Here is a 21,040-nt window from a genome sequence, read left to right on the forward strand (position 1 = left end):
CAAAGATGGACTGGGGACAGGGGTTCCGGGCTCAGGCCGCGTCGAGCTTGTCGACGACGTCGAACTCGAACTTGATCTCCTTCCAGGTCTCCATGGCGATGGCCAGCTCGGGGCTGTGACGCGCGGCATCGGAGAGGATCTCGCGGGCGTGCTTCTCGACCTCGACCCCTTCGTTGCGCGCCTTGACGCAGGCCTCGGTCGCCACGCGGTTGGCCGCGGCGCCGGCCGCGTTGCCCCAGGGATGACCCTGAGTGCCGCCGCCGAACTGGAGCACCGAGTCGTCGCCGAAGATCGTCACCAGCGCCGGGATGTGCCAGACATGGATACCGCCCGAGGCCACCGCCATCACGCCCGGCATCCCGCCCCAGTCCTGATCGAAGAACAGCCCGCGCGAGCGATCTTCGGGGATGAAGGATTCACGCAGTTGATCGACGAAACCGAGCGTCGACTGCCGATCGCCTTCCAGCTTGCCGACCACGGTGCCTGTGTGCAGATGGTCGCCGCCCGACAGGCGCAGACACTTGGCCAGCACGCGGAAATGGATGCCGTGCTTGGGATTGCGGTCGATGACCGCGTGCATGGCGCGGTGGATATGCAGCAGCATGCCGTTGTCGCGGCACCAGTTGGCCAGACTGGTGTTGGCCGTGAAACCGCCGGTGAGGAAGTCGTGCATGATGATGGGCGCGCCGCATTCCTTGGCGAACTCGGCCCGCTTGAACATCTCCTCGCAGGTCGGGGCGGTCACGTTCAGATAGTGACCCTTGCGCTCGCCGGTCTCTTCCTGCGCCTTGCGCACGGCCTCGGAGACGAACTCGAAGCGGTTCTGCCAGCGCATGAAGGGCTGGGAGTTGACGTTCTCGTCATCCTTGGTGAAGTCCAGACCGCCGCGCAGCATCTCGTAGACGGCGCGGCCATAGTTCTTGGCCGACAGACCCAGCTTGGGCTTGACGGTGGCGCCGAGGAAGGGACGACCATACTTGTCCATGCGGTCGCGCTCGACCTGGATGCCGTTGGGCGGGCCGCCGCAGGTCTTCACATAGTGCAGCGGGAAGCGGATGTCTTCCAGGCGCAGGGCGCGCACCGCCTTGAAGCCGAACACGTTGCCGACCAGCGAGGTGAGCACATTGACGATCGAGCCTTCCTCGAACAGATCGAGCGGATAGGCGATGAAGGCATAGAAGCTCTCCTTGTCGCCCGGCACGTCCTCGATGCGATAGGCACGGCCCTTGTAGTAATCGAGATCGGTCAGCAGATCCGACCAGACCGTGGTCCAGGTGCCGGTGGAGGACTCGGCGGCCACGGCGGCGGCGGCCTCCTCGCGTGACACCTTGGCTTGCGGCGTGACCTTGAAGCAGGCCAGCAAGTCGGAATCCAAGGGCACATAATCCGGGGTCCAGTAGGTCAGGGCGTAATCTTTGACGCCGGCGTCATACGTCTTCGTGCTCATGATTTACTCCGTTCGATGGGTGCGGCCTGAGGTTGCGAAGACGATAAATGTGTCGAATCTCTAATACCAATCAATTAAAAGAATGGAATCCATCGATGAAAATCGATGGGTTTGGCGAGGTTCGGGGGCGAAGACGTGTCGACACAAACGAAAATCAGCGTCCCGCAGATGCGCGACGCTGATTCGGAAGGAAGGAAAATCGTCGGGGACTGGAGGCTGATCGTCGACAGCAACCCACTCAGTGCGGTCGATGAACCATGAGCGCGAGCCGACTGCGATAGCTCAGATCCTCCACGCTCAAGCGGATGTGATGGTCGCAATGGGCCTGACGACAGCGCGCGATCGCGCCATGCACGGCGGCCATGTCGCCGTCGTAGCAACTCGGCGGCTCCCAGGACTGCCAAGCAGTGTATCTGGACCGGATCTGCTCGGCATGTTCGATGGCGATGATGCAGCCGCGATGCAGACAGTGTTCCAACTGGCTGAGCATCCTTGACTCGGCCGGCTGGAGGTGGGCGTCATGGAACTGGGCTGCCTGGAACGGAGCGGCATGAAAGGTCGCAGGCGATGTCGTCTGGGCGAAGGCGGCGGTCGGCATCGGAACACCTCACTCGATCGAGTTTGAAATCGGTAGGGAAGCCGGACGGCTTCCGTCGTCGAGTTCAGGATAGTACCTGAGCGAAAAACTCGGAAATTGAGATTGTCCGCAAGCGACATCGAATCCGGTCGATGTCTCTGCCGCCCGCCACCATCAGGCCACGACCGCCTCCGGCTTGGTCAACGGCACCGGACGCGGACTCGCCGCCAACAACGCCTCGGCCCGCACCAGCGCCTCCTGCATGCTCGGCACCACCTGATCGGCCGGCAGCCGCGCCGTGATCCCGAGCCGGTCGAGCCGTTGCCGGACATCGCCCTCGGCCCCGGCGATCAACACCTGACGTCCGGCCTCCAGATCCTCCAGCACCAGCGTCTCCAGTGCCAGCGAGGACGACACGCCGAGTATGGGCACCTCGCTGAAGTCCAGGATCAGCACCTCGTGATCCTCAAGCACCGCATGCTGACGCGCGATCGCCTTGGCCAGACCGAAGATCAGCGGACCGCCGAGCGTGAAGAGCAGGATGCGGCCGTCGGCGCGCTCCAGCACCGCCTGGGCGTCGAGCGTCAGGTTCTCGTGCTCGCCGGGATGCTGGATCGCGCGCACCGAACGGCTCTGGAGCCGGCTCAGCCGATCGATGGTCAGGACGTTGGCGACGAAGACACCGACCGCCACCGCCCAGATCAGATCGACGAAGACAGTGAGCGCGATCACGCCATACATGATCATGGCCGCGCGCAGCGAGACGCGATGCGCGCGCTTGAGGAACGACCAGTCAATGATATCCAGCCCGACCTTGAAGGCGATGCCGGCCAGCACCGCGAGCGGGATCTGAGAGGTCAGACCGGCGGCCCAGAGCACCACGACCAGCAGGATCAGGGCGCGCGTGATGCCGGAGAGCGCGCTGCGCGCCCCGCTCTGGATGTTGACCACGGTGCCCATGGTCGCTCCCGCACCGGCGATGCCGCCGCAGAGTCCGGACGCCAGATTGCCCAGCCCCTGCCCGATCAGCTCCTTGTTGGAATCGTGTTCCTTGCGCGTGAGGCTCTCGGCGATCACCGAGGTCAGCAGGGCGTCGATACAGCCGAGCACGGCCAGGACCAGGGCGTCGACGAGCATCAGCCGCCATTGCTCGGCGCTGAAGACGGGCATCTGGAGCGTGGGCAGCCCGGTCGGGATCTCGCCGATGCGCCGCAGGTCGCTGCCGTCGAGCAGCAGGAGCGAGATCAGGGTGCCGAGCACCAGGGCCAGCAGTTGCGGCGGCAGATAGTTCTTGAGCCGCTTGGGGAAGAAGAGGATGAGCGCCAGGGTCATGAGCGCCAGTCCCGCCTCGGCCGGATCGACCTGTGCGAGCAGATCGGGCAGCGAGCGCAGCGTCCCCAGCACCCCGCCCGCCGGCGTGGCCTGACCGAGGAAGGGGCCGAGCTGGAGGATGATCATGATGAGCCCGATGCCGGTCATGAAGCCCGAGACCACCGTGTAAGGCATGAGCGTCACGTACTTGCCGAACCTGAGCAGACCCAGGATGATCTGGAAGACGCCCGCCATCATGACCACGGTGAAGGCCATCGCCAGGCCCTGTTCGGGATTGGTGGCGACCAGATTGGCGATGACGGCGGTCATGACCACGGTCATGGGCCCGGTCGGTTCGGAGATGAGCGTGGGTGTGCTGCCGAAGAGCGCGGCGAAGAGTCCGACCAGCACCGCGCCATAGAGTCCGGCGGCGGGTCCGGCCCCGGAGGCCACGCCGAAGGCCAGGGCCATGGGCAGCGCCACCACGGCGGCCGTCACACCGCCGAAGAGGTCGCCCCTGAGGTTGTCGAAGCGGATGTCGTTGAGTAGTCGCATGGCTCGGCACCGATGGCTGTTGCATTCAGCCTATCTAAAGCGCCAATGGCCATCGATTCAAAGTGATAATTTTGATGAAATACATCGAATATGATCGATGTATCCGAGTAACCGAGGCGATTCCAGCCCGCGCCCGGATCGAGAGCGCGGGTCAGCCGGAACCGCTATAGCCCATTGCGCCAATCCTGATCTTCACGGTCGAACAGCCGATTGGCCTCGACCGGCCCCCAGGAACCGGCCGGATAGGTGTGGATGAAGTCGCGCTCGGTCGCCCAGAGTTTGAGCACCGGATCGACCACCCGCCAGGCCCAGTCGACCTCGTCGTAGCGCAGGAAATGGGTGTGGTCGCCCTCGATGACATCCAGGATCAGCGCTTCATAGGCGTCGATGTGCTCGGGCGGCAGCACACAACTGCTGGCATCCATGCGCTCGGTCTGGGTGCGCAGTTCCAGACCCGGCTGCTTGACCTGGATCTCGAGGCGCATGCACTCGTTGGGCTGGATGTTGAGCAGCAACCAATTGGGTTCGAGCCGATCGATCGCCGTCGACTGGAACAGCCGCTGCGGCGGATGCTTGAAACGGATCGCGATCAGCGAGTTGGTCTGGCCGAGCCGCTTGCCGGTACGCAGATAGAAGGGCACGTTGCGCCAGCGCCAGTTGTCGATATAGAGCTTGAGCGCGGCATAGGTCTCGGTGGTGCTGTTGTGCCCGATGCCCGACTCGTCGAGATAGCCGGCGAGCCTGTTCTCGCCCGCGCGCCCCGGCCCGTATTGCGCCCGAAACGCCTGCGCATGGACCGCCTCGCGCGGGATGGGCCGGATCGATCGCAGTACCTTGACCTTCTCGTCGCGCAAGGCCTCGGCGTCCAGGCTCGGCGGCGGCTCCATGGCCACCAGCGCCAGCATCTGCAACAGATGGCTCTGGATCATGTCGCGCATGGCTCCGACCCCATCGTAGAAACCGGCCCGGTCCTCGATCCCTCGCGACTCGGCGTGCGTGATCTGGACGTGGTCGATGTAGTTGCGGTTCCACAGCGGTTCGAGCATCAGATTGGCGAAGCGGAACACCAGAATGTTCTGCACCGTGCTCTTGCCCAGATAGTGATCGATACGATAGATCTGCTCCTCGTCGAAGCGCCGGCGCAATTGGCGATCCAGAATCTTGGCGCTCTCCAGGTCGAAGCCGAACGGCTTCTCGACCACCAGCCGCGACCAGCCCTCCTGTTCCAGATGCAGATCCTGTGCGGCCAGCGACTCGACGATGGTCGCGTAATGGCGCGGCGCCACGGCCAGATAGGTGAGCCGATTGGCCGGAAAGCCTTCCTCGCCCCGCAGACGTGCGGCCAGCGATGCGAAGTCCTCAGACCGCTCCAGATCGCCGTTGACGAAGTGCAGCCGCCCCAGCAGACGCGACACGACCGCCGAATCCAGCCGATTGGCCAAACGCTCGCTCAGGATCGCGGCCACCCGCTCGCGCCAGTCCTCGTCGGACCAGTCGCGCCGCCCGAAACCGACCACCCGACTCTCGGGATGCAGCCGTCCAGCCGCCTCGAGATGATAGAGCGCGGGCAGCAGCTTGTAGGCCGCCAGATTGCCTGTGGCCCCAAAGATCAGCAGTGTGCAGGGTTCCATCATCGGCCAGTTACCTCGATCCGGATCAAGTGTGCTAACGTGATGTCTTTCATGGGGTCTCCTCCCTTCACCTATGGCCGCCCGCGCCAACGCGCCCAGAACGAAACACACAGCATGGAGTCGTCACTCAGCCCCTTTGCCTTCCCGGCGTTCGAGCCGGACCGTCTGCGCATTCTCGTCGCCAGCAGCGAGGCGCATCCCCTGATCAAGACCGGCGGACTGGCCGATGTCGCCGCCAGTCTGCCGGCGGCGCTGCGCCAGCTTGGTCATGACGCGCGACTCGTCATTCCGGGCTATCCGCTCGCCATGCGCCAGTTGCGCGAGCCAAAGCCCCTAGGCGAGATCCGCGTCCCAGGCTACCGGACGGCCATCCGGCTGGTCGAGGGACGCCATCCCGATCAAGACCTGCCGGTCTATCTGGTCGACGCGCCCGAGTATTTCGGGCGCGAGGGCAACCCCTACTGTGATCCGACCGGGCGCGACTGGGGCGACAATCCCGACCGCTTCATGCTGTTCTGCCGAGTGCTGGCGCTGATGGCACAGGGACTTCCAGCGATCGGCTGGCGTCCGGACGTGTTCCACGGCAACGACTGGCAGACCGGACTGGCTCCGACCCTGTTGCAGGAGGCGCCCTGGTCGCCGGCGCGCGTCTTCACCATCCATAACCTGGCCTATCAGGGGCTGTTCGACCGCGCCACCTTCGATCGGCTGGAGCTGCCCCCGGCGCTGTGGAATCTGGCCGGACTGGAGTTCCACCAGCGCCTGTCCTTCATCAAGGGCGGAATCGTGTTCTCGGAGCGCATCAACACCGTCAGTCCCACCTATGCCGAGGAGGTGCGCACGGCACGCTTCGGCTGCGGACTCGACGGACTGCTGCGTCAGATCGGACAGCGCTTCAGCGGTATCCTCAACGGCATCGACTATCAGGTCTGGAATCCGGCCAGCGACCCGCTCATCCTCCAAAACTATGACGCCGAACGCTTCGGACTCAAGACCGAGAACAAACTCGACGTGCAGCGCGAACTGGGCCTGCCGCGCAGTGAGGATGCCTTCGTGCTCGGCTATGTCGGACGACTGGTCGAACAGAAGGGCGTGGATCTGATCCAGGCGATGCTGCCCGAACTGCTGCAAGACCCAAGGGTGCAGGTCATGATCCTGGCCTCGGGCGAACGGCGCTGCGAGCAGGCGCTGCTGGATCTGGCTGCCGCCAACCCGCGTCAGATCGGCGTCTACATCGGCTATGACGAGACCCGCGCCCATCGCATCGAGGCCGGCTGTGACGCCTTCCTGATGCCCTCGCGCTTCGAGCCCTGCGGCCTGAACCAGATCTACAGTCTGAGATACGGAACGCCGCCGATCGTGCATCGCACGGGCGGACTGGTGGACACAGTGGCGCCGGCCACGCCGGAGAATCTGGCGAAGGGCACGGCCACGGGTTTCGTCTTCGACGAGCCGACGCCAGCGGCCCTGCTCGGCGCCGTCCGCTGGGCGATGCGACTCTACCGCGACGACCCCGACGGCTGGCGCCGCCTGGCCGTCACCGGCATGTCACAGGACTTCAGTTGGGAGTCGAGCGCGCGCCGTTATATCGAACTCTACAACGACGCGATCGCGGATCGGATGGCGCTGGAGCACGCCCGCTCGGCGTGACCGGCGCTCAGGCCGCCTGGGCGGGGATGGCGTCGCCGGTACGGATGACGCGGTTGTGCTCGTTGAGATAGACGAGGCTCGGCTTGAAGACGTCGGCCTCGGCCTCGCTCATGACGGCATAGGCGCAGATGATGATGCAGTCTCCGGGCGCAGCCTTGTGGGCCGCCGCGCCATTGACCGAGATCACGCGCGAGCCGGCCTCGGCGCGGATGGCATAGGTGGTGAAGCGCTCGCCGTTGGTGACGTTGTAGATCTGGATCTGCTCGTATTCACGAATCCCGGCCAGGTCCAGCAGTTCCTCGTCGATGGCGCAGGAACCCTCGTAATCCACTTCCGAATGCGTCACGCGCGCGCGATGGAGCTTGCACTTCAGCAAGGTCAGATGCATTTGACTCGATCCTCTCAATGGCCGCTCGGCCTGGGTCTTCAAAAACGTCGATGAAGACTATTGTATTTCAGTTCGCCTAAGTCTACAGCAGACGTTGCTGCATTGCAGCAACGTCGATCGATGACCACTCCACCTGCACGCCCCAGACCGAGTCTCAGACGTCGAGCGCCGCCATGATCTCGTCGGAGATGTCGGCGTTGTGATAGACGTCCTGCACGTCGTCGAGGTCTTCGAGCATCTCGACCAGCTTCAGGAGCTTCTCGGCCGTCTCGGCGTCGAGTTCGACCTGGGTGGCGGCATTGAAGCCGATCTCGGCGACCTCGGTGTCGAAACCGGCCTTGGTCAGCGCATCCTTGACGGCGGCGAAATCCTCGGGCGTGGTGACGACATCGAGCGAGCCGTCGTCGTTGACCACCACGTCCTCGGCGCCGGCCTCCAGCGCCGCTTCCATCACGGCGTCCTCGCTGGTGCCGGGCTGGAAGCTGATGATGCCCTGCTTGGTGAACAGATAGCTCACCGAGCCGTCGGTGCCCAGGTTGCCGCCGCGCTTGGTGAAGGCATGACGCACTTCGGAGGCGGTGCGGTTGCGGTTGTCGCTCATGCAGTCGACCATGATGGCCACGCCGCCCGGACCATAGCCCTCGTAGCGGATCTCCTCGTAGTTCTCGCCCTCGGTGCCGCCGGCGCCGCGCTTGATGGCGCGCTCGACGGTGTCGCGCGGCATGTTGGCGCCGAACGCCTTGTCCATCGCCAGACGCAGACGCGGATTGGCGCCCGGATCACCGCCGCCCTCGCGCGCGGCGACCGTGACTTCACGGATCAGCTTGGTCCAGACCTTGCCGCGCTGCTTGTCCTGCGCGGCCTTGCGATGCTTGATGTTGGCCCATTTACTGTGACCGGCCATGAGTGATTCTCCTGACTGTGGAAAGGCCCCGCGCCCTGCCCCGCCGGGCGGCGCGGTGCGTTCGAATGTTGGTCGCGCATAGTAGCATCGCGCCTCGCCGGACGGCCAAACCGAGCGCGCGTCCGGCTGTGGTACTCTGGCCGTCCATCCACGGCGATGGACCCATTCGACGAGAGCCAGTGGCGAGAGAGTCTCCATGTACGCGACACCCGAAACCGGCGACGGCTGGATCACGCGCCTCATCGCGCGCGACGACGAGGGCTTCGTCGTCAGTGCGCGCTTTGCCATCACCCCGAGCTTCCGCGCCCTGATCGGCGGGCGCGAACGCGATCTCGTCTTCGCCGCGCGCAGTCGGCTGGCGCGCCTGGGCATCAACATCCTGCCGCTCGGCGAGCTGGAACTCGACAGCGATCACGGCGACCTCCGGTTGCGCATCCTGGCGGCCATCGCGTCCTACGGCATCGGCGAGCATCTGGAGCGCATCGTGGTGCCCGGACTGCGCGTGGGGCGTCTGGTGTTCTGTCCCGAGGACAACCGGCTCGATTCGGCGGCGATCCATCAGCTCATCCACGACAACACACTCCAGGTGCCGGCCGGGTTCTCGCTCGACGGCCACGGCTATCTCATCCTGCGTCCGCAGCAGCGCATCTATCGCTTCCAGAAGCCGCTCACGCCCGAGGAGGTCACGGCCATCGCCACCCATGCCGACGGCAAGGATCTGCTCAACCGCCTGCAGACGCGGGTCGAGGTCGAGCACATCGAATTGCCGCCTCGGGACGGTCTGGTCACGGCCTGTTCGATGTTCCTGCACCGCCATTACGTGGTGCTGCGCAATCTCGACGAAGCGCTCGGCGTGCATCTCCAGGCCACGGTGCTCGATCCGGTCTCCACGCGCGGCACCAACGTCTATCTGGAATTCGTCAACCGCACCGAACAGCTCATCATCAACCCGAGCGTGGCCGCCTCGGTGCACGAGGCCATCCGCGTCGATCCCAAGCCGCGTTACTGGCACGGACGCGCACATCCCGAGCCGTGCGCGGGCGATGAGGAGGCCACCGGCTGTCAGTCGCTGCTGGCGATCTTCGACCGGCTGGAGGCCGGCCCGGTGCGCGATCGTTACTCGCACCGCATGGCCGCCATCGTGCGCGATCCGGCCCGGCTCCTGGAGGGCGAGGAACCGGAACGGCTCTGGACCCAGCCGCAGACGCCGCGCGACCCGCGCGGCGGCACCGACCTCTCGGCCGGGCTGGTCGCTGAGGGGCTGGATCTCACGGCGCGTCTGGAGTGCGGCACCCAGATCCTGGCCGATCTGCCGGACGGCGCGCGCGCCACCCTGCTCCTGGGCTACTTCCCCAATCTGATCGAACACACCCAGATCTGCGAGGCGGCGCTCCGGGGGCGCATCGGGCGCATCGTCTTCCGGCGTGCCTCTTTCGAGCACGGTCCCTTCCTGTCCTCGCGCGACCATGGCCGGCTGGCCGACTACGAGGGTCTGGGTCTCCAGGTCTTCTGGTGCAACGAGGCGCGCGGCCATGTGGTCCGCCACGTCTTCCGCGGACTGCGCGGCTACTTCACCACGCCCGACACGGTCGACCGCTTCCGCTCCTGCCTCATCTTCGCCGTCTATGGCTCGACCAAGCCGCTGTCCGAAACGGCGGCGGCGCAGATCGAACGTCTGCTCACCAATCTGCGTGCGCTCTTCGGCAGCGACATCGGCATCCTGACCGGCGGCGGGCCGGGAGCCATGCAGCAGGTCACGGACGTGGCGCACCGGCTCGGACTCCTGGTCGGCTCCAGCTTCATCGAGACGGTCGACCAGACGCCCAACGAGAGCGCCGAGTTCTACCAGACCTTCCAGGCTCGAAGCCGTCAGGCGCGCCAGCGCTGGTTCGAGATCGCCAGCTTCCATCTGTTCCTGGTCGGCGGCGTCGGCACCCTGGAAGAGATCGGGCTGACGCTCACCGATATGAAGCTCGGCGTGATCGAGACCGGCCCTGTGGTCTTCTTCGACAGCTCGGGGGGGGAGTTCTATTGGGAGGGACTGCGCCGGCAGCTCGAAGAGATGAAGCGTCAGGGGCGCGTGCCGCCCTGGCTGACCGATCAGATCCTGATGACGACCGACCCGGACGCCGTACCGCGTTTTTACAAGCAGGCACTGCGCCTTGGTTGAATCAGCCGCGCTTCCAGGCATCGCGCCGTGCCCGGCATCCATCCGACGTGCCACCGTTCATCGCGAAGACGGCGACCTCGCGCGCAAGACGGATGACATCCGGCGTCGAAATCGGGACAATTCCAGACCAGCCCGGCATACCGCTGGATCCATGTCCCGTTCCGCCGTTCGCCGAGGTCACATCAGGCGCGGGTTGGATCGGAGTCGCCTCAACAGTCACTGGGTCGCCTGGCGGGCCGCGTCCGCCGGATACAAAACAAGGCCGTGTCAACATTGATTACCTTCGAACATCCGCTCAACGAACGTATCCGCACCTTCCTGCGGCTGGAACATCTGTTCCGTCAACTGGAGTTTTTCATCCAGCAGGAAGACCCGCGCTCATCGCGCTGTGCCATCTGGGCGCTCTTGGATATCGTCGCCGTCACCACGCGCGCGGATGTCAGGAACGAGATCCTCAAGGAACTCGACCGACTCACCGGCAATCTCAACCGGCTCTCGACTCAGCGCGGTATCGACACGGAAGCGCTCAACGAAGTGCTTGCGGATCTGCGCCGCGTCACCGAGGGCGTCCAGCACCTCAACGGTCCCATCGGTCATCGCGCACGCGAGGACGAATTCCTCAAGGCCATCGCCCAACGCAGCAGTATTCCGGGCGGCACCTGTAGCTTCGACCTGCCGCACTTCCATTATTGGCTCATCCAGCCGACCGAGCAGCGCCAGACCCGGTTCAACGACTGGCTCCAGGATCTCAATCCGGCGATCGAGGCCATCCGGCTCGCGCTCTCGCTGATGCGCTCCAGTTCCGCCTCGCGTCAGGTCACGGCCGAGGGCGGCTTCTATCAGGAAGCGCTCGATGCCGTGGCGCCGGCGCAGATGCTGCGCGTGACGCTCGAAGCCGAGGCGGCGATCTTCCCCGAGATCAGCGGTCACAAGAACCGCTTCAGCATCCGCTTCATGAAGCCCGAACTCCAGGGACGCGCCACGCCGCATGCCGAGGACATTCAGTTCCGGCTCACCTGCTGTGTCTTCTGAGACCATGGTCAAGACGGTCGAGTGTCCGCACTGTGGCAAGCCTGTGCCCTGGACGCCGGACTCGCGCTGGCGCCCGTTCTGCAGCGAGCGCTGCCGGCTGATCGATCTGGGTGATTGGCTGGAGGAGCGTCATCGTCTCCCTGCCGATGACGACGAAGCGCCGAGCGAGGATGCGCCAGACGCGACGGAAGCGCCCGTTCGGCATTAGGTGATTTCAGAGAACACAGGGCCATCTGTAGCGCCCCATCGTTTGGATCAGGACTGGGGCCAGAGTCCCCGAATCGCGGCGATTCCCTGGGCACCGTGCTGGAAGGCGTCGTTCAGATCATCCGTCGTCAGACCACCGAGCGCGTAGACCGGCAGCGGCACGGGGTCGATCCAGGCGGCGAAGGTCTCCCAACCGATCGGCTTGGTCTCGGGATGGCTGGCCGTGGGTTTGACGGGCGAGAGTAGCGCGTAATCCAGGCCCAGTTCGGCGGCCTGTGCCAGTTGGGCTGGGTCATGGCAGGAGGCGCCGACCAGCTCGTTCGATCGGCCTGGACGCTCGCTAAGTCCCATCAGCACCCGGCTGTTCAGATGCAGACCATGACGCGCGACGTTCGCAACCTCGGCAGGATTGCGATTGAGCAACAGTGTCGAACCCTTTCGTTCGCAGAGATCGAAGGCGGCTTGCGCCAGATGCGCATAGTCGTTCGCTGAAAGCTGGTGCGCGCGCAGTTGCACCAGACGCGCACCGGCCTCCAGGGCACGCCCCAGACGCGCCAGGAACGCATCGGGCCGGTCTGGCTCCTCGCCCGTGATCAGCATGAGCGGCGGCAGACGCAGCGCGGTGATGATGGGGCGGTCGGCGGCGGGAAAGGCGGCGGGGTCCATCTCCTCGGGCGCTAACCAGTCGAGCGGCTGGCCCTCGCGTCCGTGCGGAACGCCCGCATAGTCCTCCACCCGATGCACGTCGAGCAGGATATGCCGGTCGCCATAATCGTGATGAACGCGGATCAGCGGACGGCTGGCGCGCACCTGGATGCCGAGTTCCTCGGCGAGTTCGCGCGTCAGACCGGCTTCGGGCGACTCGCCCGGTTCCAGCTTGCCGCCCGGAAACTCCCAGAGTCCGCCCTGATGCACATGATCGGGGCGTTTGCCGACCAGGATGCGCCCGCTCGCGTCGGCGATGGCGCCGGCCATGACATGGATGATTTCAGGCATGGGCGCGACTCCAGAGCGTCCGTCAGGCGGCCGAAGCCGCCCCCATTCCGCGATCAACTCCGATATTCGGCGTTGATGCGCACATAGTCGTAGGAGAAGTCGCAGGTGAGCACTTCGGCGTCCACCGTGCCGCGACCGAGCGCGACCCGGATCAGGATCTCGGACTCGGCCATGACGGCGGCACCGGCCTGTTCGGTGTAATCCGCCGCGCGCCCGCCCGCTTCGACGATGCGCACCTCGCCGAGCCAGATGTCGACATCCTCGATGATCAGACTCTCGACACCGGCCCGCCCCACGGCGGCCAGAATCCGCCCCCAGTTGGGATCGGAGGCGAAGAGCGCGGTCTTGACCAGCGGCGAGTGGGCGATGGTATAGGCCACGCGCCGTGCCTCGTCGCGATCGCGCGCCTGCTCGACGCGCACCGTCACCAGCTTGGTCGCGCCCTCGCCGTCGCGCACGATGGCGGTGGCCAGTTCGACGCAGACCGACTCGACCGCCGCTTGCAGGGCCGCATAGTCAGTGCTGCTCTCATCGACGATCGGCGCATTGCCGAGCGCCCCGGTCGCCGCCAGCACGCAGGCATCGTTGGTCGAGGTATCGCCGTCGATGCTGATGGCATTGAACGAGCGATCGGCCGCCGCCTTGAGACAGCCTTGCAGCACCTCGGGCGCCACGGCAGCATCGGTGGCGATGAAGGCGAGCATGGTCGCCATATCGGGACAGATCATGCCCGCGCCCTTGGCGATGCCGGTGATGGTCGCCTGACGCCCGTCGATCTCAAAGGTCCGCGAGCAGAGCTTGGGCACGGTGTCCGTGGTCATGATGGCGCGCGCCGCGTCCGGCCAGGCCGCCGCCTCGAACCGCTCCAGAAGCGCCGGCATGGCGGCTTCGAACCGCGCGACCGGCAGCGGCTCGCCGATCACGCCGGTCGAGAAGGGCAAGACCTCCTCGGGCCGACAGCCCGCCGCCTCGGCGAGCGCGGCGCAGCAGGCGCGCGCGTCGTCGAGTCCGCGCGCGCCCGTGCCGGCGTTGGCGTTACCCGAGTTGACGAGCAGATAACGCGGCGCGGTCTGGCTCAGATGATGACGCGCCAGCGTCACCGGCGCAGCACAGAAGGCGTTGCGGGTGAAGACGGCGGCGGTCGTCGCGCCCGGAGCCAATTCGAGCGCGAGCAGATCGTCACGCCCCTGATAGCGGATACCCGCCCCAATGGTCGCCAGACGCACGCCGGGGACAGACAGAAAAGACAAATCGGTCTCGCTCATGTGACGCCATCGCCTCTTCAGTCGACCTTGCCGCAACACTGCTTGTATTTCTTGCCCGAACCACAGGGACAGGGTTCGTTGCGCCCGACCTTGCGCCCGTCGCGCACATAGGTGTGATGGTCCTCTTCGGCCCGACTCCGGCCACCAGTCGACTCGGACGACTCCTCGTCACCCTCGCCGAAGCCATCGAAGACATCGTGCTTGAACTCGAACCCCTTGGGCGCGGGTTCCGGCGTGCGCCGAGCCGCGAAGTCCGCATCCACACCGGCCTGGATCTCCAGCTTGGCCAGCGTGGTGATCACGTCCTGCTTGATGCCATCGAGCATGGCCGAGAACATCAGAAAGGCTTCGCGCTTGTACTCCTGCTTGGGGTTCTTCTGCGCATAACCGCGCAGATGGATGCCCTGGCGCAGATAGTCCATCGCCGCCAGATGATCCTTCCAGTGACTGTCGAGCGTCTGGAGCATGACCGCGCGCTCGATCTGGCGCATGTTGGCCGCACCGATCAGGTTCTCACGCTCCTGGTAGCGCTGAGCGAGCGTGTCCTGGATGCGACGGCGCAGGGTCTCCTCGTGCAGGTCGTGATCCTGGTCGAGCCAGCTCTGGATCGGCCAGTCGCCGCCGAAGTGCTCGGCGAGCGCCTCGGAGAGTCCGGCGACGTTCCACTGCTCTTCCAGGCTGTCGGGCGGGATGTAGGTGTCGATCAGCCCCTTGAGTGCATCGGCACGCATCGCCTCGACGGTCTCGGAGACGTCGAGCGCGTCCATCAGATCGCGCCGCTGACGATAGATGACCTTACGCTGATCGTTGGCGACATCGTCGTATTCGAGCAACTGCTTGCGGATGTCGAAGTTGCGACCCTCGACCTTGCGTTGGGCGTTCTCGATCGCCTTGGTCACCCAGGGATGCTCGATGGCCTCGCCCTTCTGCATCCCGAGCCGCTGCATCATCTTGCCGACCCGGTCGGAGGCGAAGATACGCATCAGGTTGTCTTCGAGCGACAGATAGAAGCGCGAGGAGCCGGGATCGCCCTGACGCCCGGAGCGACCACGCAACTGGTTGTCGATGCGCCGTGACTCGTGACGCTCGGTGCCGACCACATGCAGACCGCCGGCCTTGATGACCTGCTCGTGACGCGCCTTCCAGGCCGCCCGCAGCGCCTCACGATCGGCGTTCGGGCCGGCGTCCTCCAGCTCGGCCTCCAGATTGCCGCCGAGCACGATGTCGGTGCCGCGACCGGCCATGTTGGTGGCAATGGTCACGGCGCCCGGACGTCCGGCCTGGGCGATGATGCCGGCCTCGCGCTCGTGCTGCTTGGCGTTGAGCACTTCATGAGCGATCCCGGCCTTCTTGAGCAGGCCCGAGACCAGCTCGGAGGTCTCGATCGAGGCCGTGCCGACCAGCACCGGCTGACCGCGCTGCACGCAATCCTGCACGTCGGCGATGATCGCCTCGTACTTTTCGTCCGGGGTCAGATAGACCAGATCGCCGCGATCGTCGCGCACCATCGGCTGGTTGGTCGGGATGACGACGACCTCCAGGCCGTAGATCTGCTGGAACTCGAACGCCTCGGTATCCGCCGTGCCGGTCATGCCCGAGAGCTTGGGATAGAGCCGGAACAGATTCTGGAAGGTGATCGAGGCCATGGTCTGGTTCTCGGGCTGGATCGACACCCCTTCCTTGGCCTCGACCGCCTGATGCAGACCTTCCGACCAGCGCCGTCCGGGCATGGTGCGCCCGGTGAACTCGTCGACGATGATGACCTGACCGTCGCGCACGATGTACTCGACGTTCTTCTGAAACAGCGTATGGGCGCGCAGGGCGGCATAGACATGGTGCATGAGCACGATGTTGCCCGGATCATAGAGTCCGTCGCCCTCTTCCAGCAGCCCGATCTCGACGAGCATCTGCTCGACCTTCTCGTGCCCTTCCTCGCTCAGATAGACCTGACGGATCTTCTCGTCGACCGAGAAGTCGCCCGGCCCGAAGTCCGGCTGGCCCTCTTCGTTGGTGATGGGCGGCTGGCGCGTGAGCCTGGGGATGAGCTTGTCGATCTGCTTGTAGAGATCCGTACTGCCCTCGGACGGCCCCGAGATGATGAGCGGCGTGCGCGCCTCGTCGATCAGGATCGAGTCAACCTCGTCAACGATGGCGTAGAAGGGATCGCGCTGAGTCCGCTGCTCAGGCGCGAACGCCATGTTGTCGCGCAGATAGTCGAAGCCGTATTCGTTGTTGGTGCCGTAGGTGATGTCGGCGCCATAGGTCTCGCGCCGGGTGCAGGGGCGCAGATGACGATGGCCCTGACCGGCGTCCGGCTCGAACTCGGGGTCGAACAGATAGGACGCCATGTCCGGCCCCAGCCCGCCCGATGAGTTGATGACGCCGACCGACAGCCCCAGGAAGTGATAGAGACGCCCCATCCAGGCGGCGTCGCGTCGCGCCAGATAGTCGTTGACCGTGACGACGTGCACGCCCTTGCCCGGCAGCGCGTTGAGATAGGCCGCCAGCGTAGCCACCAGGGTCTTGCCCTCGCCGGTGCGCATCTCGGCGATCTTGCCGCTGTTGAGCACCATGCCGCCGACGAGCTGCACGTCGAAGTGACGCATCCCGAGCACACGCTTGCCGGCCTCGCGCACGACGCCGAAGGCCTCGGGCAGCAGATCGTCGAGCGTCGCGCCTCCGGCCAGACGCTCGCGGAACTCGGCGGTCTTGGCCGCGAGTGCCTGATCCGAGAGCTGCGCCAGTTCGGGTTCGAGCGCGTTGATCCGCGCCACCGTCTTCATCAGTGATTTGACCAGCCGATCGTTGCGGCTGCCGAAGAGCTTCTTGAATGGATTGAACATCGCGGGATTCTTTAAAGAGAGCCTGACGCGGAAAGCGGCGGATGATAACGGATTTCGCCGCGAACCGCGTCCGGGAATGCGCCCGAGCCGGCTCGGGCATTCGGCCATGGATGAGGTCGGTCAGCGCAACATCTCGGCGCTGGCGAGACGCTGGGTCGGCCGGCTACGCAGATAGGGCATGGGATCGACCGCGCGCCCGTTGCGGATCACCTCGAAATGCACATGGGCTCCGGTCGCCGTTCCGGTCGAACCGACGGTCGCGATCTGCCGGCCCTGTCGGACCATTTCACCCTCACGGACCAGATTGGCGGTGTTGTGGGCATAGCGCGTCACCAGACCATCGCGATGACGGATGTCGACCACGTTGCCGTAGCCGTTGCGACGCCCGCTGAAGACGACGATGCCATCGGCGACGGCCAGGACCGGGGAGCCGCGCTTGGCGGCGAAATCGACGCCCTCGTGGAACTGGCGCTTGTTGCGAACCGGATGCACCCGGAAGCCATAGGGAGAGCTGATGTAGCCGGAGCGCACCGGCCAGCCGCTGAGTTGCGCGCCGGCGGTCCTCGGCCGCTGTTCCAGAACCCGGTCGGCGAGCCGGTCGAGCTTGCGTTCGCGATCCTGCACCAGCACCACCAGCGTCGACAATTCGTCGGCCAGCTCCTTGATAGTGTAATCGCGGGCCATGGCCGTCTCGGGACCGCCGCGCGGCGGCGTATTCACGAAATCGAACTCATGGGGATCGAGCCCCGAGACCTGGACCAGACGCTCGCCGAGCGCATTGATCCGCAGGAGTTCGGCCTGCATCTCGCCCAAACGGGCGGCAATGGCGCCGATTTCGTCGGAATCGGTCGCCGAAGGGTTGACGGACGCCGGTTCCATGGCGATGCTAGCGCGATCAGGCGCGCCGGCCCGATCACCGATCCAGAAGCCGAATCCGACCCCGGCCAGAGCGAAGCTGGAGACGGCCGAGAGCATGACCAGGGTCTGGCCGCGTTGAGTCTTCTTGCGAGCGAAGTGGGGCATGGCTGATCTCTTCTACTGGTCAGGTCCGACGCCGAGCGTGGCCGACGTCGGGCATGGCCCCGAGTCCCGTCCTGCTCCACAGGGGCGGGCGATACGACGGATCGGTCTCGGGAAGTGTGGGAGAGGCTTGAGCGAAACGAGGATGTTGCGATGAGACTGCGTTTTCGACACATCCGTGACCATCTGAGTCATCACGGATTCGCGCGCGAACGGCTCGAACAGGACCGACGCGAACAGACGCTCGTCGCCGAGATTCGGGCGCTTCTGCCTGGAAAGCTGGGCGCGCACTGCCTGGACCTGAAGATCGCCGATGGTCGCTTGACCCTGTTCCTGGATTCCACGGCCTGGCTGACGCGCGCACGTTTTTTAGCGGGTGAGATTTTGACATCGCTGAAATCTTACCACGTCGACGCGATCGGATTTCAGATCAGACTGCCGGAACACGAATCGTCCATGCAAGAGGCGGCGAGCCGACGTGTGCGGCTCTCGGAGACGGCGGCCAGACATTTGCTGGAGGCGGCGGATCATCAGCGCGATCCAGGCCTGAGCGAGGCGCTCAGGCGACTCGCGCGGCATGGTCCGCGCGCGACGCCCGAGGGGCCGGACTGATCAGAGGGCGGGCACCGGCTGGGCATAACAGATCGGCGCGGCGGCAGAGTCCTCGAACACGACCTCTTCCCAGGCCGCTTCATCGGCGACGAGCGCACGCAGCAGCAGATTGTTGAGCGCATGACCGGATTTGTGGCCCTCGAAGGCGCCGATCAGGGTGTGGCCGAGCAGATAGAGATCGCCGATGGCATCGAGGATCTTGTGCCGGACGAACTCATCTTCGTAGCGCAGGCCCTCCTCGTTGAGGATGCGGTACTCATCGACCACCACGGCATTGTCCAGACTGCCGCCGAGGGCCAGATTCTGCCGGCGCAGCGCCTCGATGTCGCGCAGGAAGCCGAAGGTGCGCGCCCGACTCAGTTCGCGCACGAAGGACGTGGTCGAGAAATCGATCTCCGCCCGGTTCGAGCGCGACTGGAAGGCCGGGTGATCGAACTCGATCGAGAAATTCACCTTGAAGCCGTCGTAAGGCGTGAAGCGCGCGAACTTGTCGCCGTCGCGGACCTCGACCGGGCGCTTGATGCGGATGAAGCGCTTGGCCTTGGCCTGCTCCTCGATCCCCGCCGATTGCAGCAGGAAGACGAAGGGCGCAGCACTGCCGTCCATGATCGGCACCTCGGCGGCGGCCAGATCCACATAGGCGTTGTCGATCCCCAGACCGGCGAAGGCCGAGAGCAGGTGCTCGATGGTCGAGACCCGCACATCGCCATGAACCAGGGTGGTCGACAACCGCGTATCGCCGACGTTGAAGGGCGTGGCCGCGATGGTGACGGGCTGGTCGAGATCGATGCGACGAAAGACGATTCCCGTATCGGGCGCGGCCGGGCGCAGGGTCAGCTCGACCTTTTCACCCGTATGCAGGCCGACCCCGGTCGCACGGATGGCGTTCTTCAATGTGCGCTGCTTGAGCATCGGTTCGGGATCTCCCATCACAATCCACGGCGGACGTCGGGTACTCGGTCGGCCGTTCGACTCGGACACGGGCGCCGACGCCTCGGATCCTTCTGATATCGCTCACGCCTCCGGATACTGAGGCGTGGCGATGGTCATATTAGGGTTTTCCCGAAACCTTTTCAAGCTCGATAATAAAAAAAGCAGGATCGCATTGTTTTATATCGATTTCTCGATACAGGGAATGTCCTGATCAATCTGCCTGACGACGCAGGAATGCCGGAATGTCCAGGTAGTCCAGATCGTTTTCGTCGCTCTTGTCGGACGCGACCGAACCCGCTCCCGACCCCTTGCGATAGACGGCCGGACGGCGCTCCATCTCGCGATAATCGGGTGCCGAGTCGGCCGACTCTCCCGTGATCAGTCGGATCGACGGCTCGCCCGCCGTGCGCTTGACCTTGACGCGCCGGTCGCCGAGTCCGGTGGCCACCACGGTCACGCGCAGTTCGTCTTCCAGCTCCGGATCGACCACGGTGCCCACGACCACGGTGGCGTCGTCGTCGGCGAAGTCGCGCACCGTGTTACCGACCTCGTCGAACTCGCCGATAGTCAGGGTCATGCCGGCGGTGATGTTGACCAGGATGCCCTTGGCGCCGGCCAGATCGATGTCTTCCAGCAGCGGACTCTTGATGGCGGCCTCGGCGGCCTCGCGCGCGCGGTGCTCGCCGCGTGCCGAACCCGTGCCCATCATGGCCACGCCCATGTTGGACATGACGGTCTTGACGTCGGCGAAGTCGACGTTGATCAGACCGCGACAGGTGATGAGCTCGGCGATGCCCTGGGTGGCGTTGAGCAGGACGTCGTTGGCGGCCTTGAAGGCGTCGAGCAGGCTCATGTCCTTGCCCAGCACCGCCAGCAGCTTTTCGTTGGGGATGGTGATGAGCGAGTCGACGTGCTGGGCCAGCTCCGAGATGCCTTCATCGGCGATGCGTCGACGCTTGGTTCCCTCGAAGGGGAAGGGTTTGGTGACGACGGCCACGGTCAGGATGCCCAGCTCCTTGGCGACCTGGGCCACGATGGGCGCCGCGCCCGTGCCCGTGCCGCCGCCCATGCCGGCGGTGATGAAGACCATGTCGGCGCCTTCGAGCGCCTCCTGGATGCGGTCGCGATCCTCGAGCGCCGCGTGCCGGCCGACGTCCGGATCGGCGCCCGCGCCCAGTCCCTTGGTGATGCAGGCTCCCAGCTGGAGGATGGTCTTCACATTGGAATGACGCAGTGCCTGCGCATCCGTGTTGGCGCAGATGAAATCCACGCCCTCGATGGTCGAAGCCACCATGTGATTGACCGCGTTGCTGCCGCCGCCACCGACACCGATGACCTTGATGACGGCATTCTGACTGTGGGTATCCATCAATTCGAACATTTGATCTGCTCCCAGGCGCACACCATGCGCCACCATAAACCTTGAATTCCAGCCGTGGGCACGAGTCCCACGACCACCCCCGACTCGGTCGACACGCTCGGCACGCCCCGACCGACCA

At 65.1% G+C, this 21,040-nt stretch carries 17 protein-coding genes; 5 read left to right on the forward strand and 12 right to left on the reverse strand.

Annotated elements, in window-relative coordinates:
- Nucleotides 1-31: 31 nt before the first annotated feature.
- From HW932_RS16195 to zwf, 4 genes are all read right to left on the reverse strand, one after another.
- Nucleotides 32-1,447 carry a form I ribulose bisphosphate carboxylase large subunit gene (locus tag HW932_RS16195; protein ID WP_176977534.1) on the reverse strand — a complete coding sequence of 472 codons (1,416 nt, stop codon included), beginning with the start codon at nucleotides 1,445-1,447 and terminating at the stop codon, nucleotides 32-34.
- 238 nt (nucleotides 1,448-1,685) lie between these two features.
- Nucleotides 1,686-2,045 carry a ribulose bisphosphate carboxylase small subunit gene (locus HW932_RS16200; RefSeq protein WP_176977535.1) on the reverse strand — a complete coding sequence of 120 codons (360 nt, stop codon included), beginning with the start codon at nucleotides 2,043-2,045 and terminating at the stop codon, nucleotides 1,686-1,688.
- Between the two features lie 153 nt (nucleotides 2,046-2,198).
- Complete coding sequence (gene bicA / locus HW932_RS16205) at nucleotides 2,199-3,890, reverse strand: bicarbonate transporter BicA (protein WP_176977536.1); 1,692 nt, start codon at nucleotides 3,888-3,890, stop codon at nucleotides 2,199-2,201.
- 164 nt (nucleotides 3,891-4,054) lie between these two features.
- A complete protein-coding gene (gene zwf / locus HW932_RS16210) occupies nucleotides 4,055-5,524 on the reverse strand; it encodes a glucose-6-phosphate dehydrogenase (protein ID WP_176977537.1) in 1,470 nt (489 codons plus the stop codon).
- Nucleotides 5,525-5,635: 111 nt separating this feature from the next.
- Between zwf and glgA the strand changes: the two genes are divergently transcribed.
- Nucleotides 5,636-7,171: a glycogen synthase GlgA gene (gene glgA / locus HW932_RS16215; RefSeq protein ID WP_176977573.1), complete on the forward strand. Its 1,536-nt coding sequence runs from the start codon at nucleotides 5,636-5,638 to the stop codon at nucleotides 7,169-7,171.
- A 7-nt stretch (nucleotides 7,172-7,178) separates the two neighbouring features.
- On the opposite strand, the gene panD is transcribed toward glgA, so the two are convergent.
- A complete protein-coding gene (gene panD / locus HW932_RS16220; protein WP_176977538.1) occupies nucleotides 7,179-7,559 on the reverse strand; it encodes an aspartate 1-decarboxylase in 381 nt (126 codons plus the stop codon).
- A 154-nt stretch (nucleotides 7,560-7,713) separates the two neighbouring features.
- A complete protein-coding gene (locus HW932_RS16225) occupies nucleotides 7,714-8,463 on the reverse strand; it encodes a YebC/PmpR family DNA-binding transcriptional regulator (protein WP_176977539.1) in 750 nt (249 codons plus the stop codon).
- A gap of 196 nt (nucleotides 8,464-8,659) precedes the next feature.
- On the opposite strand from HW932_RS16225, the gene HW932_RS16230 reads away from it, so the two are divergent.
- The 3 genes from HW932_RS16230 to HW932_RS16240 all read left to right on the forward strand — a co-directional run bounded on the left by HW932_RS16230 (nucleotide 8,660) and on the right by HW932_RS16240 (nucleotide 11,873).
- Nucleotides 8,660-10,633 carry an LOG family protein gene (locus tag HW932_RS16230; protein WP_176977540.1) on the forward strand — a complete coding sequence of 658 codons (1,974 nt, stop codon included), beginning with the start codon at nucleotides 8,660-8,662 and terminating at the stop codon, nucleotides 10,631-10,633.
- 264 nt (nucleotides 10,634-10,897) lie between these two features.
- The gene (zapD, locus tag HW932_RS16235; protein ID WP_343047379.1) at nucleotides 10,898-11,665 is read left to right on the forward strand and encodes a cell division protein ZapD; all 768 of its coding nucleotides are present in this window, start codon (nucleotides 10,898-10,900) and stop codon (nucleotides 11,663-11,665) included.
- A 4-nt stretch (nucleotides 11,666-11,669) separates the two neighbouring features.
- Nucleotides 11,670-11,873: a DNA gyrase inhibitor YacG gene (locus HW932_RS16240; protein WP_176977575.1), complete on the forward strand. Its 204-nt coding sequence runs from the start codon at nucleotides 11,670-11,672 to the stop codon at nucleotides 11,871-11,873.
- 47 nt (nucleotides 11,874-11,920) lie between these two features.
- Here HW932_RS16240 and HW932_RS16245 read toward each other — a convergent pair whose 3' ends face one another.
- The 4 genes from HW932_RS16245 to HW932_RS16260 all read right to left on the reverse strand — a co-directional run bounded on the left by HW932_RS16245 (nucleotide 11,921) and on the right by HW932_RS16260 (nucleotide 17,999).
- A complete protein-coding gene (locus tag HW932_RS16245) occupies nucleotides 11,921-12,868 on the reverse strand; it encodes a Nudix family hydrolase (RefSeq protein WP_176977541.1) in 948 nt (315 codons plus the stop codon).
- Between the two features lie 53 nt (nucleotides 12,869-12,921).
- Complete coding sequence (gene argJ, locus HW932_RS16250; RefSeq protein WP_176977542.1) at nucleotides 12,922-14,133, reverse strand: bifunctional glutamate N-acetyltransferase/amino-acid acetyltransferase ArgJ; 1,212 nt, start codon at nucleotides 14,131-14,133, stop codon at nucleotides 12,922-12,924.
- Between the two features lie 17 nt (nucleotides 14,134-14,150).
- On the reverse strand, nucleotides 14,151-16,976 hold the full coding sequence (secA, locus tag HW932_RS16255; protein WP_176977543.1) for a preprotein translocase subunit SecA: 2,826 nt from the start codon (nucleotides 16,974-16,976) through the stop codon (nucleotides 14,151-14,153).
- A gap of 120 nt (nucleotides 16,977-17,096) precedes the next feature.
- A complete protein-coding gene (locus HW932_RS16260) occupies nucleotides 17,097-17,999 on the reverse strand; it encodes a M23 family metallopeptidase (protein WP_176977544.1) in 903 nt (300 codons plus the stop codon).
- A 150-nt stretch (nucleotides 18,000-18,149) separates the two neighbouring features.
- On the opposite strand from HW932_RS16260, the gene HW932_RS16265 reads away from it, so the two are divergent.
- On the forward strand, nucleotides 18,150-18,608 hold the full coding sequence (locus HW932_RS16265; RefSeq protein ID WP_176977545.1) for a DciA family protein: 459 nt from the start codon (nucleotides 18,150-18,152) through the stop codon (nucleotides 18,606-18,608).
- On the opposite strand, the gene lpxC is transcribed toward HW932_RS16265, so the two are convergent.
- Both lpxC and ftsZ read right to left on the reverse strand, forming a co-directional pair.
- Entirely contained in the window at nucleotides 18,609-19,520 is a 912-nt protein-coding gene (gene lpxC, locus HW932_RS16270; RefSeq protein WP_176977546.1) for a UDP-3-O-acyl-N-acetylglucosamine deacetylase, read from the reverse strand.
- Nucleotides 19,521-19,752: 232 nt separating this feature from the next.
- Nucleotides 19,753-20,922 (reverse strand): cell division protein FtsZ, encoded by a 1,170-nt coding sequence (ftsZ, locus tag HW932_RS16275; protein ID WP_176977547.1) that lies wholly within the window; start codon nucleotides 20,920-20,922, stop codon nucleotides 19,753-19,755.
- Between the last annotated feature and the right edge of the window lie 118 nt (nucleotides 20,923-21,040).

The sequence above is a fragment of the Allochromatium humboldtianum genome, assembly GCF_013385175.1.
In the GTDB taxonomy this organism is placed as follows: domain Bacteria; phylum Pseudomonadota; class Gammaproteobacteria; order Chromatiales; family Chromatiaceae; genus Thermochromatium; species Thermochromatium humboldtianum.